12 protein-coding genes are annotated in these 13,386 nt (G+C 54.6%); 4 read left to right on the top strand and 8 right to left on the bottom strand.

The features are described 5' to 3' along the window. Window positions 1-12: 12 nt before the first annotated feature. The gene (gene gap / locus IAD09_02890) at window positions 13-1,020 is read left to right on the top strand and encodes a type I glyceraldehyde-3-phosphate dehydrogenase (protein ID HIT81174.1); all 1,008 of its coding nucleotides are present in this window, start codon (window positions 13-15) and stop codon (window positions 1,018-1,020) included. 65 nt (window positions 1,021-1,085) lie between these two features. Here gap and IAD09_02895 read toward each other — a convergent pair whose 3' ends face one another. Further along, window positions 1,086-1,415, bottom strand: a complete 330-nt coding sequence (locus IAD09_02895) for a hypothetical protein (protein ID HIT81175.1) — start codon at window positions 1,413-1,415, stop codon at window positions 1,086-1,088. Between the two features lie 316 nt (window positions 1,416-1,731). Between IAD09_02895 and IAD09_02900 the strand changes: the two genes are divergently transcribed. Genes IAD09_02900 through IAD09_02910 form a run of 3 tightly spaced genes read left to right on the top strand, consistent with a single transcriptional unit; the run spans window position 1,732 to window position 4,331 of the window. After that, window positions 1,732-2,418 (top strand): helix-turn-helix domain-containing protein, encoded by a 687-nt coding sequence (locus IAD09_02900; GenBank protein ID HIT81176.1) that lies wholly within the window; start codon window positions 1,732-1,734, stop codon window positions 2,416-2,418. Between the two features lie 14 nt (window positions 2,419-2,432). Further along, window positions 2,433-3,191 carry a tRNA (guanosine(46)-N7)-methyltransferase TrmB gene (gene trmB, locus IAD09_02905; protein ID HIT81177.1) on the top strand — a complete coding sequence of 253 codons (759 nt, stop codon included), beginning with the start codon at window positions 2,433-2,435 and terminating at the stop codon, window positions 3,189-3,191. A gap of 30 nt (window positions 3,192-3,221) precedes the next feature. After that, window positions 3,222-4,331: an Mrp/NBP35 family ATP-binding protein gene (locus IAD09_02910; protein ID HIT81178.1), complete on the top strand. Its 1,110-nt coding sequence runs from the start codon at window positions 3,222-3,224 to the stop codon at window positions 4,329-4,331. A 101-nt stretch (window positions 4,332-4,432) separates the two neighbouring features. Here IAD09_02910 and purT read toward each other — a convergent pair whose 3' ends face one another. The 7 genes from purT to IAD09_02945 all read right to left on the bottom strand — a co-directional run bounded on the left by purT (window position 4,433) and on the right by IAD09_02945 (window position 13,340). Further along, window positions 4,433-5,623, bottom strand: a complete 1,191-nt coding sequence (purT, locus tag IAD09_02915; GenBank protein HIT81179.1) for a formate-dependent phosphoribosylglycinamide formyltransferase — start codon at window positions 5,621-5,623, stop codon at window positions 4,433-4,435. 73 nt (window positions 5,624-5,696) lie between these two features. Next, window positions 5,697-7,367 carry a glycoside hydrolase 43 family protein gene (locus IAD09_02920; protein HIT81180.1) on the bottom strand — a complete coding sequence of 557 codons (1,671 nt, stop codon included), beginning with the start codon at window positions 7,365-7,367 and terminating at the stop codon, window positions 5,697-5,699. Window positions 7,368-7,405: 38 nt separating this feature from the next. Further along, window positions 7,406-8,383 carry a pectin esterase gene (locus IAD09_02925; GenBank protein ID HIT81181.1) on the bottom strand — a complete coding sequence of 326 codons (978 nt, stop codon included), beginning with the start codon at window positions 8,381-8,383 and terminating at the stop codon, window positions 7,406-7,408. 162 nt (window positions 8,384-8,545) lie between these two features. Then, window positions 8,546-8,749, bottom strand: a complete 204-nt coding sequence (locus tag IAD09_02930) for a winged helix-turn-helix domain-containing protein (protein HIT81182.1) — start codon at window positions 8,747-8,749, stop codon at window positions 8,546-8,548. Window positions 8,750-8,906: 157 nt separating this feature from the next. Then, window positions 8,907-10,136: a glycoside hydrolase family 88 protein gene (locus tag IAD09_02935; GenBank protein HIT81183.1), complete on the bottom strand. Its 1,230-nt coding sequence runs from the start codon at window positions 10,134-10,136 to the stop codon at window positions 8,907-8,909. Between the two features lie 6 nt (window positions 10,137-10,142). After that, window positions 10,143-11,669, bottom strand: a complete 1,527-nt coding sequence (locus IAD09_02940) for a glycoside hydrolase family 88 protein (GenBank protein HIT81184.1) — start codon at window positions 11,667-11,669, stop codon at window positions 10,143-10,145. Between the two features lie 24 nt (window positions 11,670-11,693). Then, complete coding sequence (locus IAD09_02945) at window positions 11,694-13,340, bottom strand: pectin esterase (protein HIT81185.1); 1,647 nt, start codon at window positions 13,338-13,340, stop codon at window positions 11,694-11,696. Between the last annotated feature and the right edge of the window lie 46 nt (window positions 13,341-13,386).

Genomic DNA, 13,386 nt, shown 5'->3' on the forward strand with positions numbered 1-13,386 from the left:
AAATTTAGAACAATGATTAAAGTAGGTATTAATGGTTTCGGCCGCATCGGACGTTTTGTTTTCCGTGCTGCTCAAAAGAGAAACGACATTCAAATCGTTGCCATCAATGACTTGTGTCCCGTAGACTATTTGGCATATATGCTCAAATATGATACGATGCACGGACAATTCGACGGTACCATCGAGGCCGACGTAGAAAACAGCCAACTGATTGTTAACGGTCAGAAAATCCGCGTGACGGCTGAAAAGAATCCCGCCGACCTGAAATGGGACGCCGTAGGTGCTGAATATGTTGTAGAGTCGACCGGTCTCTTCCTGACCAAAGAAAAAGCTCAGGGTCACATCGATGCCGGTGCCAAATATGTCGTTATGTCGGCTCCTTCGAAAGACGACACCCCCATGTTCGTATGCGGTGTAAACGAAAAGACCTATGCCGGTCAGAAATTCGTTTCGAACGCTTCCTGCACCACCAACTGCTTGGCTCCCATCGCCAAAGTATTGAACGACAAATGGGGTATCACCGATGGTTTGATGACCACCGTTCACTCTACCACCGCTACCCAGAAAACCGTTGACGGTCCTTCGATGAAAGACTGGCGTGGTGGCCGTGCCGCTTCGGGCAACATCATTCCCTCGTCGACCGGTGCTGCCAAAGCCGTAGGTAAAGTTATCCCCGAACTCAACGGTAAACTCACCGGTATGTCGATGCGTGTTCCGACCCTCGATGTTTCGGTTGTTGACCTCACCGTAAACTTGGCCAAACCCGCTACCTATGCCGAAATCTGCGCCGCTATGAAAGAGGCTTCGGAAGGCGAACTCAAAGGTGTGCTGGGCTATACCGAAGATGCTGTCGTTTCGTCGGACTTCCTCGGCGACACCCGCACTTCTATCTTCGACGCCAAAGCCGGTATCGCTCTTACCGATACCTTCGTAAAAGTAGTTTCTTGGTATGACAATGAAATCGGTTACTCCAACAAAGTACTCGACCTCATCGCTCACATGGCTACCGTAAACAAATAAGATTTACACTCCTTGTAAATGATAGCGCAAGAGTTGCCCGACACCCCGTCGGGCAACTCTCTTTTTTATGCCTCGACTTTGCGAGGAGAGTAGGTGCGGTAATTTTCGAGGTAGGCGTTGATCCACTGCCGGGCCTTGACGCGGGCATCGCGCATCGAGCCGATGATGCGTATCGGGGTGCGGCGGTCGCAACTTTCGACGTCGAAGTCGAAATCGGTAATCCCTTCGCCTTTCTTGTCGAATTGCGCCCGGCAATGCAGCCGCAGCGGAATGCTGTCGACCGAGGTTTCGTACTCGCTGCGGTAGCGGTTGTCGACCAGGTCGTCGTAGTCGAAGTGGGCAATGAACTGCCCGGCACACAATAGTGCCAGATGGCGGGTGTCTAATGCGGTCATATCTTGCTCCTTTCTTCCTGTCCGGTGGGGGGAAGGACGACGAAGTCCAAAATCCGAAGGTTCCCATTCCTCCGATAAAACAATCCTAAAATAAAGGTCGTCCTTCCCCGACGGATACCATTTTGTTGAAATATGATTGGTATAAAACCATGAAAATGAAATTACTCAAAAAGGCTTAGAAATAAAAAATATACCTAAAATAATAGGATATTTGAAACTCTTTCCTTACCTTTGCTGCAACAAAAATATGGTAATATAACCACACAATCGTGTGATATTTATCAAATCGGAAGTCCAATAAAAAAATTCCCACATTATGACGAACGATGAACTCATAGGTCGGGTCAGGGAGCTGATAAAAATGCTGCAAATCACTCAGAATGAGTTTGCCGACCGCATCAAAACCGATCGTTCCAATTTCTCGAAGCATGTCAATGGCAAGTTGCCCATCAACGAGTCGCTCATCAACAAGATTGTCGTGGGCCTGGGGGTATCGAAGGAGTGGCTGCTCACCGGTCGGGGCAACGTCTTCTACATGATGCCGCCTCAGCACAGCAAGGCCGTGTCGTTGCCGGCCTCGGCCATACACAGCGACGTGCGTCAGGGAGCGAAAGTCTATGATGTCGATGTGACCGCCGGCAACATGGGGCGCAGCATGATGTTCTCCAACGACCGCCTTATCGGGGCGATAGACGTTCCCTTTATCAGCCCCGACAGCAGCATCGTGCGGGTGAGCGGAGACAGTATGCAGCCGGTCATTTGTTGCGGCGACATGGTGGCCATCAGGGAGGTGCGCAACCTCGACCTCATTTTCTGGGGACAGATATATGTCGTGCTCCTCGACGACTACCGCATGGTGAAGTATGTGCGCAAGCACCAGGACCCCTCGATGGTGATTCTGCGCAGCGCCAACAAGGAATATGACGATATAGAGGTGCGCAAGAGCGACATACGCGACCTCTTCGTGGTGGAACACATCATACGTTTCGACAGTCGCATGTAAGACAATCACAACCTATGGGAAAAAACAAATTACAGAAATTCGACGACATGAGCGGCTATCCGCATGTCTTTCAATACCCCTTTGCCGTTTTGCGGGAGAAAGGTTTTGCGATGCAAGGCCGTTGGAATGCGGATTTTTTCAAGAACGACCACCCCATTGTCCTCGAACTGGGCTGCGGCAAAGGCGAGTATGCCGTGGGACTGGCACGCAAGTATCCGCACAAGAACTTTATCGGCGTCGACATCAAGGGCGCCCGCATGTGGACCGGCGCAAAAGCCTCCTTGCAGGAAGGACTCTCCAATGTGGCCTTTTTGCGCACGTCGATAGAACTCATCGACCATTTCTTCGCACCCGGAGAGGTGTCGGAGATATGGATTACCTTCCCCGACCCTCAGATGAAGAAGGTGCGCAAACGCCTCACCTCGACCCGTTTCATGGAGTTGTATCGCCGGGTGTTGCGTCCCGACGGGCTGATACATCTCAAATGCGACAGTCCGTTCCTTTATACCTACACTTGCGAGATGGTGAAGGCCAACCGCTATCCCGTGCGGGTGCAGACCGATGACCTCTACCACTCGGGCATCGACGACGACATTCTCTCCATACGCACGTTTTATGAACAGCAATGGCTCGACCGCGGCATGACCATCAAATACATACAATTCGTGTGCGAGCCCCGTGACGCCTATGTCGAGCCCGATGTGGAGATAGAGTATGACTCCTATCGCAGTTTCAACCGCAGCAAGCGCAGCGCCGCCGCTTCGGGAAAATAAGGCAACAGAGAACTTTCATTCTTATCTAATATGGCAATATATCCAAAACTGATTCTCGACGCACTGGCTACGGTGCGTTATCCCGGTAACGGGAAAGACCTCGTTGCGGCCGGCATGGTCGAAGACGACATTCGCATCGAGGGCAACAAGGTCTCTTTCTCGCTCATTTTCGAGCGAGCCAACGACCCTTTCCAGAAGTCGGTGGTGAAAGCGGCCGAGACCGCCATTCTCACTTATGTGGGCGAGGAGGTCGACATCAAAGGTAACATACGGGTCAAGAGCCGTCAGGCGCAGGCGCCTGCGCCCGGGAAGCTCCTGCCGCAGGTCAAGAACATCATCGCGGTCTCTTCGGGAAAAGGCGGTGTGGGAAAATCGACCGTCTCGGCCAATCTGGCTGTCGCCTTGGCTCGCCAAGGTTACAAGGTGGGCTTGCTCGATGCCGATATTTTCGGCCCGTCGATGCCCAAGATGTTCGATGTCGAAGACGCCCGTCCCTATGCCGAGAATATCGACGGACGCGATCTTATCCTCCCTGTGGAGAAATACGGCGTAAAGCTCCTCTCGATAGGCTTCTTTGTAAATCCCGAGAGTGCCGTCGTGTGGCGGGGCGGAATGGCCAGCAACGCGCTGAAACAACTCATCGCCGATGCCGCGTGGGGCGACCTCGACTATTTTGTGCTCGACCTGCCCCCGGGAACGAGCGACATTCATCTCACCCTCATACAGACCTTGGCCATCACCGGGGCGATTGTGGTCTCCACTCCCCAACAAGTGGCGCTGGCCGATGCCCGCAAGGGTATCGACATGTTTACCAACGAGAAGGTGAACGTGCCGGTGCTGGGGTTGGTCGAGAATATGTCGTGGTTTACACCGGCCGAACTGCCCGAGAACCGCTATTACCTCTTCGGAAAGGAAGGGGCAAAGCATTTGGCCGAGGAGATGAATATTCCCCTGCTTGGCCAGATTCCCATCGTGCAGAGCATCTGCGAGGGGGGAGACGACGGCCGGCCCGTGGCTCTCGACGAGAATACGGTTACCGGGCAGGCTTTTGCCGAGTTGGCCCGGGCTGTGGTCGAGGCCGTGGATCGTCGCAACGAATCATTGCCTCCGACGCAGATTGTCGAGACCCACAAGTCGTAGTTTTGTTTTGAGGGTCATCCCTCTGACGGGAGGGAGTGCCAAAAGAAAAAAGCGGCCAGCCTTTTGCAGGGCTGGCCGCTTCGTTTTATCGGAGGGGTGAATTAGCGGGGAAGCGTGCGTATTTTGAGTTTGGCATAGGCGCGTTCGGCTTTGGCCAATGCCTCTTCGACCGTGTCGGCAGACGCCAGAATCACACCCAGGCGGCGGTGCCCCTTGACTTCGGCCTTGCCGAATATGCGTATTTGCACGTCGGGTTCGCTCAATACCTCTTCGAGGTTGTCGAACTCGACCTTGTCGGTATCGCCTTCGACGACGATGGCCTTGGAGGCCGACGGGGCGTGGAAGCGGATTCCCGGGACGGGGAGTCCCAGCACGGCGCGGGCGTGGAGGGCAAACTCCGACAGGTCTTGCGAAATCATCGTTACCATGCCCGTATCGTGCGGACGGGGCGATACTTCGCTGAATATCACTTCGTCGCCGCAGATAAACATCTCCACACCGAAGATGCCCCAGCCACCCAGTGCGGCCGTGATTTTACCGGCAATCTCTTCGGCGGCTTTCAGGGCTTTCTCGCTCATGGCTTGCGGTTGCCACGATTCGCGGTAGTCGCCGTCGACCTGGTGGTGTCCGATGGGTTTGAGGAAGGTGGTGCCACCGATGTGGCGCACGGTGAGGAGGGTTATCTCGTAGTCGAAATTGACAAAGCCTTCGACGATGACGCGTCCGGCTCCGGCGCGTCCGCCTTCTTGGGCGTAGTGCCAGGCGTGGTCGATGTCGGCTTGGGTGCGTATGACGCTTTGGCCGTGGCCCGACGAGCTCATGATGGGTTTTACGACGCAGGGCATGCCTATTTCGGCCACGGCGGCCTCAAATTCTTCCCGGGTCGAGGCGAAGCGGTAGGGCGAGGTTTTCAGCCCCAGTTCTTCGGCGGCGAGGCGGCGTATGCCTTCGCGGTTCATGGTGAGGAAGGTCGCTTTGGCCGTGGGGGTGACGTTGTAGCCCTCTTTTTCGAGTTCTACGAGGGTGGGGGTGGCGATGGCCTCGACCTCGGGTATGATGTGGTCGGGTTTCTCTTTTTCGATGATTTCGCGCAGCTTGGCTCCGTCGAGCATCGACAGCACATAGGAGCGGTGAGCCACTTGCATGGCGGGGGCGTTGGGGTATTTGTCGAGGGCAACGACTTCCACACCATAGCGTTGTAGTTCGATGGCGACCTCTTTGCCGAGTTCGCCCGAACCGCATAGGACGACTTTGGTTCCGATTTCTGAAAGGGCAGTTCCGAGTTTAGTCATAGTGTAAGGGTTTTGGAGGTAGGAAGAAGAGAAAATCGGAAACGCCTGTCTCCGATTTTCCGTGTATGTGAGATTACTTGCGGGTGATGCGGAACCAGTCTGTTTCGAGCCAGCCGCTGTCGTTGCTCTTCCACGGACGGGTGCAGAAGAGGCCGACCTTGGCGCCAATCCATTTGCCTACCTGGGCGGTGAAGGCTTTGCCGACAGGCTCATATTTCTTGCCGTCGAGGCTGTAATAGAAAGTGCATACGCACTTGTAGTCTCCTTTTTGGGTCGGTTTTTTGGCTCCGGCCTGTTCGAACTTCACGCGCAGGTAGAGCTCATCGCTGTCGAGTTTGATGGCGGCATTCTCTTTTTCGATGCCCCCTTTGTCGGCTTTCTTGCAGTCGGCTTGCACGAGGTAGAGGCCGTCGGCCCGGCTGTCGAGAGCCAGCACGGCGTAGTCGAGGCCCATGACCACGAGTCCGGCGCGTTCGCCTTCAACCGTTTTCCCTTTGTTCTTGCGGGGCACGAATTTTACTTTCGTGGTGGCCGTGAAGTTTTCGGTGGGGAGTTTTTGCAACAGCAGGTTGGGAACGTCATAGAGGCTCTTCATGTCGGGGGTGTAGTGCGAGAAGAGGCGTAGTTGTGAGGCGGCGGCATCGCAGAAGTACCACAAGGCATTGGGGTTGCCGTGCCATTGCCATTGCAGGCCGAGGTCCACACTGTCGAACTCGTCGCTTTCGGCGGGGGTGGCTTTCGGGTAGGTCTTGCCTACGTTGGGTTTTTTATAGGTGCTGACCGGTTCGCCGCAGCCGTCGCCGTCTTTGTCGACACCGATGACGGGCCAGCCGTTTTCGAGCCATACCATGGGTTGCAGATGCACGACGCGACCGTAAGCGCCTTTGTCTTGGAAGTGCAGGAACCAGTGTTCCTTGCCGTCGGGGGTGTCGACCCAACCACCTTGGTGCGGGCCGTTGACGTCGGTGTTGCCTTGTGCCATGACGGTGCGGGTTTCATAAGGTCCCCACACGTTTTTGGAACGGAGCACCACCTGCCAACCCGTGGCTACGCCGCCGGCGGGCGAGAAGATGTAGTAGTAGCCGTCGCGTTTATACATTTTGGCCCCTTCGATGGTCTCGTTGCCGATGTGTCCGTCATAGATGACGCGGTCGGACCCGATGGTGGCGGTGCCGTCGGGAGTCATCTCTATCATGCCGATGATACTCTTCACACCGGCGCGGCTACCGGCATAGCCATGGGCAATGTAGGCGCGGCCGTCTTCGTCCCAGAAGGGGCAGGGGTCGATGAGCCCTACTGCGGGGTGAATGAGTATGGGGTCGTCCCAGCGTCCGGCCGGGTCTTTGGTCTTAATCATGTAGATGCCCCGGTCAGGGTCGCCATAGCATACATAGAATTCTCCGTTGTGGTAGCGTATGCTGGGAGCCCACACGCCGTTGCCGTGCTGGGGCTTGGAGAAGTCTTCTTCGGGGGTGAGCCGTTCGGCGGCATAACCGATGAGGGTCCAGTTGACGAGGTCTTTGGAGTGCAGGATTTGCAGGGCCGGTATGCAGTTGAAGCTCGATGAGGTCATGTAGTAGTCGTCGCCGACCCGGCAAACGTCGGGGTCGGAGTAGTCTGCGTTGATAATCGGGTTTTTGTATTTTCCGTTACCGAGGTCGGGAACCCATACTTCCGAGATGTTTTGGGCCGCGAGCTCGCCGGCCAGGAGCAGGAGGGCTGCAATGAGGCTGTTTTTTTTCATGGGAGTTTGTTTAGATGTGTTTATATGAGAGATTTGTTTTATCGGTTTTGCCACCAGTCGCCGCCGAGGACGTTCTCGCGGGTGTATTTGCGGGCTTCTTTCTTGGAGAGTTGGCGGCACCAGTCTACTCTTTTCTCGATGCCGGCACCTTCGCCGCTGTTGTGGTATTCGGCATAGCGGGCGGTCTTTTCGTTCTCGGGGTTACGCCAGTTTTCCCAGCCTTCGTAACGGATATGCTTGCCGAGGTCGCACTCCATGAAGACAACGGCGGCGTAGGCTCGCCACGGACGTCCGAGGTAGACTTTGTTTACGTCGTTCTCGGCGGTGAGGGTGCAGTTGTGGAAGACATAGCCGAAGGGACTCTCGGCGGCCGTGGAGGCGGCTGTGATGTAAGAGTTCTGCTTGCTGTGTATCTGGCAGTTCTCAAACCAGCAGATGGCCGGGCCGAAGATGAAGTCGGTCGTGCCGTCGATGTAGCAGTTCTCAAAGTAGACGTGGCTCTTCTCGTCACCGGTGAAGAGCGTGTCCTGGTTGCCTTTGAGGCGGCAGTTGCGTACGATGATTTGGTCGCCTTCGGTGTGCAGGGCTACGGCCTGTCCCACACGCCCGGCGTTGTTTTCGATGGTGAGATTTTCGAGGGTGATGCGATGGCCGGCCACCAGCATCGTGTGGGTGCGGAAGGTTCCCATTTTGGTGATGCTGTCTCCGAAGTAGACAATTTCTTTGCCGGCGTAGTCGCCAAAGGTGATGATGGTGCTGTCGGCGCTTTCTCCGGTGAGGGTGATGTCGCATTTCCAGGTGGGAATGATGACTTTCTCGTTATAGGTGCCGTTCTTGATAAAGACGGTGATGGGTATGGGGGTGTAGTCGCGTATGGCGTATATGGCTTCTTGTATGGAGGTGTAGTCGCCGCTGCCGTCTTGGGCCACGATGAGGCGTTGCTTGGGGCCTTGGGCTGCCGAGATGAAGGTGCAGGCAAGGAAAAAGAAGAGGAAAAATTTCATTCGGTTTTTCATGATGCGAATTTTTATAATTTGGGGTCTAAGATACGCTTTTTTTTTCTTTGAGAGGTGTCTCTTTGATGCAAAACAGGGGGACTTTTTGGTTTTTATGGAAAAAAAATCGGTGACGCGCATTTCCTCGCATCACCGATTTTTTGTTGTATGCCAGATAAATTCTTATCTGATGAGCGATACTTCCAAGTCGTTCTCGACTTCGGAGGTAGAAATTTTGTCTTCGCGAGACAGCCAACCCAAAGCTGCAAAAATTTGTTTATCTTTCAGTTTGGTCGCTTTTTTCAAATCTTTTACGGTCATGGGACCTTTTTCGTTCAGTGCATTCCACACCAAACCGGCATTCATGCCAATTTCTTCTCTTTTCATAATCAGTAAAAAATTTATTCTAGTTATAGAATATGCCGCAAAGGTATGAATTTATTTTTAAAACAATAAAAAAATAGAAGCTATTTCATGAAAATTTGAAACAGCTTCTATCTGATAATGGGTTTTTTTATCGTCAGTTTTTATTCATTATCCGGTTTTAGTCGTTCATTTCGATGCAGAGCATGATAAACGGGGCGACACCTTTGGGGTCGTTGTCGCGAATCACTTCGTTGATGTAGTATTCGAACGAACCGTCGCGGTAGGGTTTGCCGCCCAAGCCGGCTACACCGCATACGCGGGTGAGCGAGACGAGACCTTTTTCATCGACTTTGATGAAGTTGTCGAGAATACCTTGATAGGCTTTCTTGGCCATTTCGAGGGTCGAAGGGTCGAGGTAGCCTTTGCGCACGCCTTTGGCAATGGCATAGGCATACATGGGTGTGCACGACATTTCGAGGTAGTTGCCTTCACGGCCGGTTTGGTCGATGACCTGGCACCAGGCTCCGGTTTGCGGGTCTTGGTATTTGGCCAGATTTTTCACGATGCCTTGCAAGATGGTGATTATTTTGTCGCGACCCGGTTGGTCTTGGGGCAGATAGTCGAGGGCATCGACGATGGCCATCATGTACCAGCCGAGGGCGCGTCCCCATACATGAGCCGAGCGGCCGCTCTTGTCCGACCAGGGCAGTGCCTTGATTTCGTCCCAGGCGTGACGGTAGAGGCCGGTCTCCTTGTCGTAGGTGCGTTTGGCGACAAGGAGGAACTGGTTGACGATGTCGGCATAGGCAGCTTCGTTATCGGCATCGAACGTGGCGGTGTATTGTGCATAGTAGGGTTCTCCCATGTAGATGCCGTCGAGCCACATCTGGAACGGATAGACGCGTTTGTGCCAGAATCCGCCTTCGGAGGTGCGGGGTTGTGATGCCAGTTGCGAGCGCAGGGTGTCCATGGCGATTTTGTAGCGGGGGTCTTGCTCGCGTTCATAGAGTCGGAAGAGTATCTTGCCGGGATTGACGTGGTCGAGGTTGTAGTTGCTTTTCTTGTACCCGTAGATGATGCCTTTCTCGTTGATGATGGTGTCGGCAAATTCTTTGACATAGGTGTAGAAAGGCGCTACGATTTTGGCGTATTTCTTGTTGTCGATGTAGTGGTCATGGACGTCGAGGAACGATTGGCATTCGAGGCCGTGGCAGTAGTTCCATTTCAGCCCTTTGCTGAAATCGAGCATCCACCCTTCGGGGTTGCGGATTATCTCCGATTGCGTCATGCGTATCGACATGGGCAGGTCGGGGTCTACTTCGAATTTCTGTTTTTTCTTGGCGTCGATGCTGCCGCAGCAGCCGATGGCCAAGGCTGTGAAAAGTACGATTTTAAAGGTCTTTTTCATAAGCTCTTAGGGTTTTGTGTATTTTATGGTGATGATTTCGTGGTCGGCTTTTATTTGCAAGAGGTAGAGACCTGCGGGTAAAGCGTGTGTTGCCAGCTTTTGGCTATGTGCGCCGGCCGGCTGGTTTTTCAAGACGATATTGTCGTGTCTCCTCCCGGCCGGGTCGATGAGTGTCATCTCTACGTCGCTCTGTCGGGGAAGGAGGTAATGCACCTCGGCTTCGCCTCTGCCCGGTAACAGCCGGGCCGAGAGCGTCTGTGCGGGAGTGTTGTTCACGGCGGAGGGCTGCTCCTCGTTTTCGATGCGGTCCATCTCGATGCAGAGGAGGATAAAGGGCCCGACTCCTTTGGGGTCGTTGTCGATTGTCTTGGTCTGGTTCACATAGTAGTCATAGGAGCCGTCGCGGTCGCTGCTCAGTCCTGCGACGGAGCAGATTTGGTGCAGCAGGGTTTTCCCCTCGGCGTCGAAGGAGAGGTAGTGCTCGCAGATGCCCTGATAGGCTCTCTCGGCAACGGGCAGAAGCGTGTCGTCGAGGTATCCCAACCGCACGCCCTTGGCAATGGAGTAGGCAAACATGGCGGTGCAGGAGATTTCCTGATAGTTGTCGGTACTGTCGGGGTAATCGACGACTTGGTACCAGGCTCCCGTTTCAGGGTCCTGATAAGCCGGCAGTCTGTCGAAGATGCCTTGCAGGATTGTAAGCAGAGATTCCCGGTCGGGGGTGTCGTCGGGGAGTATTTCGAGCACGTCGACCAGTGCCATGGTGTACCAGCCGAGGGCGCGTCCCCACACATGCTGCGACTGCCCGGTGGTCTTGTCGGCCCATATTTGCGCCCGTTTCTCGTCCCAGCCGTGGCGGTAGAGGCCGCTATGGTCGTCGAGGGTGTGTTGTGCCACGAGGTTGAACTGTTTGATGACGTCGGCATAGGAAGCTGCCGGGTCGTCTTCGAAGTCCCGGGCATATCGGGCATAGTAGGGTGTCCCCATGTAGAGGCCGTCGAGCCACATTTGGTAGGGGTAGTTCTGTTTATGCCAGAAACCGTCGTCCGAAGTGCGGGGTTGGTTTTTCAACTGCTTGCGCAGGGTCTTCATGGCGGTGAGATAACGGGCGTCGCCGGTCTCTTCGTAGAGGCGGAACAGGTTCTTGCCGGGGTTTACATGGTCGAGCGAGTAGTTGCGCTCTTTGTAGTTGTAGATGGTGCCCTGGCTGTTGATGGTTGCCTCGTAGTATCCCTTGGCATAGGTGTAGAGGTCGCTGCAATCGAGCGTGTCGCCGTGGTAGTAGTCATAGGCGGCGAAGATGGCTTGGCACAGCAGTCCGTGGGTGTAGTTCCATTTGAGGCTGGTGTTGCCGTCGATGGTCTTGTAGTCGGGGTGGCGCAGCATCTCAGAGCGGCTCATGCGCACGGCCATCGGCAGGTCGGTGTCGATGGCCCTGTTCTCGGCTCGGGCCGATGACGCAAAACCCATTATCATCGCCATGGCAGCGATGATAATGGGCGCGTATGGAGAGAGTAAGGTATGTCGTTTCATGCCATGGGGAATGAGCGATACTGATTATTTGGCTTCCTTTTGGGGATTCCAGCCGTCATTCCCGCCCAATACGTCTTCGATGGCGTAACGGGAGGCTTCTTTGCGACTCAGTTGGTGCGACCAGGTTACGCGGCCTTCGGTGTCGGCTCCTGCTCCTTTGTTTTTGTATTCGCAGTAGCGGGCGGTCTCTTCGTTGGAGGCTTTGCCCCAGTTGTGCCACCCTTCGGGACGAATGTGGCTGCCCATGTCGCAATGGGTGAAGAGCACGGCGGCGTAGGGTCGCCACGGACGGCCCAGGTAGACGCGGTCTACGCCTTCGTCGGCAGTGAGACGGCAGTCATGGAACACATAGCCGTAGGCGATGTGTTCGGGTGTGGCGGCGGCTGTGATGTAGGAGTTTTGTTTGCTGTGTATCGTGCACTCTTCGAACCAGGCCGTGCCTTTGCCAAAGATGAAGTCTGTGGTGCCTTCGATGTAGCAGTTCTCGTAGTATTGACGGGTGCCTTCACCGTAGGTGTAGAGGGTGTCCTGGAATCCTTTCATCTTGCAGTTCTTGAAGACCGATTTGTCGCTGGCCACAAAGAGGGCGACGGCTTGTCCCACGGGGCCGGCGCTGTTCTCGAAGGTGACGTTCTCGGCCTTGAATCCGTCGCCGTAGACATAGAACGAGGCCGAGCCTGAGGTGCCGATGTTGTCGCCGAATTCGTTTTTCTTGGAGGCGTAATCGTCATAGGTGAAGACCACTTTGTCGACATCTTCGCCGATGATGTGAATGTTGGTGCGGTTGCCGGGCACGGTGATTTTCTCTTTATACACGCCGTTGCGCACATAGATGGTTATCGGCCGTTTGCTGAATGTGGGGGCGGCGTCGATGGCGCGTTGCAGTGTGAAGAAGTCGCCGCTGCCGTCTTGGGCCACGACGTAGTCGTAACGGCGGATATAGGGGGCGAGTTTGGGTATTTTCTTCTCGATGGAGTCGACGGCCATGCCGGCTACGATGCGGGCGCCTTTCACTTTGAGGTGGGTGTCGTCTTTCCGTCCGTCAGGAATGGCGGGGCAGGTGCCGGGAGCCACCCACATGAAAAGCTCCTTGGAGGCGTCGTCGCCGAGGTTGTTGACGAGGGTTTCGGTGCTGTTGTTGAGGTCGATGCACACGACTTTCATTTCGGCGGCGACCTCTTTGCAGGCCGTGATGTAACGCCCGTGGGTGTCGACGAGTTTCCCGTCGTCACCAAACTTGCGGCGGATTATCGAGGTGAAGAGTACCGGTATGGCGCCTTTTTCTCGGGTTTGGTTGATGTAGAAACGCAGGTTGTTCTTGTAGGCGGTATCGGGGTCGGAGTAGCGGTCGGGCTTTTTCTTCTGGTCGTTGTGCCCGAATTGTATGAAGACGTAATCGCCTTTTTTCAACTGGTCATATACGGCGCCCCACCGGCTCATGAAGCTGAGTGAACTGCGGCCGTTCACGGCATGGTTGTCGATTTTTATTTCGGGCGAGAAGAATCCCGGGAGCACATGTCCCCAGCCCCGCTCGGGGTTTCCTCCGACAAGCGATTTGTTCGACATGGTTGAGTCTCCAATCATGTAGATGACCGGTTTTTGTTTGTTTGACAAAGCCATGAATGCGGCAATCAAGCAAACGCCAAACAGATATAAAATGATGCGTTTCATGGTGAAATAATTGTTTTTTTTATGATTGAATGCGACAAAAATAATA

Origin of the sequence: Candidatus Caccoplasma merdavium, from assembly GCA_018715595.1 — a bacterium.
Classification (GTDB): Bacteria; Bacteroidota; Bacteroidia; order Bacteroidales; family UBA11471; genus Caccoplasma; species Caccoplasma merdavium.

Bases quoted from the DNA above. Each gene is read 5' to 3' on its own strand.
- IAD09_02930 (HIT81182.1), bottom strand. From the start codon at position 8,749: ATGAAAAGAGAAGAAATTGGCATGAATGCCGGTTTGGTGTGGAATGCA.
- IAD09_02900 (HIT81176.1), top strand. From the start codon at position 1,732: ATGACGAACGATGAACTCATAGGTCGGGTCAGGGAGCTGATAAAAATG.
- gap (HIT81174.1), top strand. From the start codon at position 13: ATGATTAAAGTAGGTATTAATGGTTTCGGCCGCATCGGACGTTTTGTT.
- IAD09_02895 (HIT81175.1), bottom strand. From the start codon at position 1,415: ATGACCGCATTAGACACCCGCCATCTGGCACTATTGTGTGCCGGGCAG.
- trmB (HIT81177.1), top strand. From the start codon at position 2,433: ATGGGAAAAAACAAATTACAGAAATTCGACGACATGAGCGGCTATCCG.
- IAD09_02940 (HIT81184.1), bottom strand. From the start codon at position 11,669: ATGAAACGACATACCTTACTCTCTCCATACGCGCCCATTATCATCGCT.
- IAD09_02910 (HIT81178.1), top strand. From the start codon at position 3,222: ATGGCAATATATCCAAAACTGATTCTCGACGCACTGGCTACGGTGCGT.
- purT (HIT81179.1), bottom strand. From the start codon at position 5,623: ATGACTAAACTCGGAACTGCCCTTTCAGAAATCGGAACCAAAGTCGTC.
- IAD09_02935 (HIT81183.1), bottom strand. From the start codon at position 10,136: ATGAAAAAGACCTTTAAAATCGTACTTTTCACAGCCTTGGCCATCGGC.
- IAD09_02920 (HIT81180.1), bottom strand. From the start codon at position 7,367: ATGAAAAAAAACAGCCTCATTGCAGCCCTCCTGCTCCTGGCCGGCGAG.
- IAD09_02925 (HIT81181.1), bottom strand. From the start codon at position 8,383: ATGAAAAACCGAATGAAATTTTTCCTCTTCTTTTTCCTTGCCTGCACC.
- IAD09_02945 (HIT81185.1), bottom strand. From the start codon at position 13,340: ATGAAACGCATCATTTTATATCTGTTTGGCGTTTGCTTGATTGCCGCA.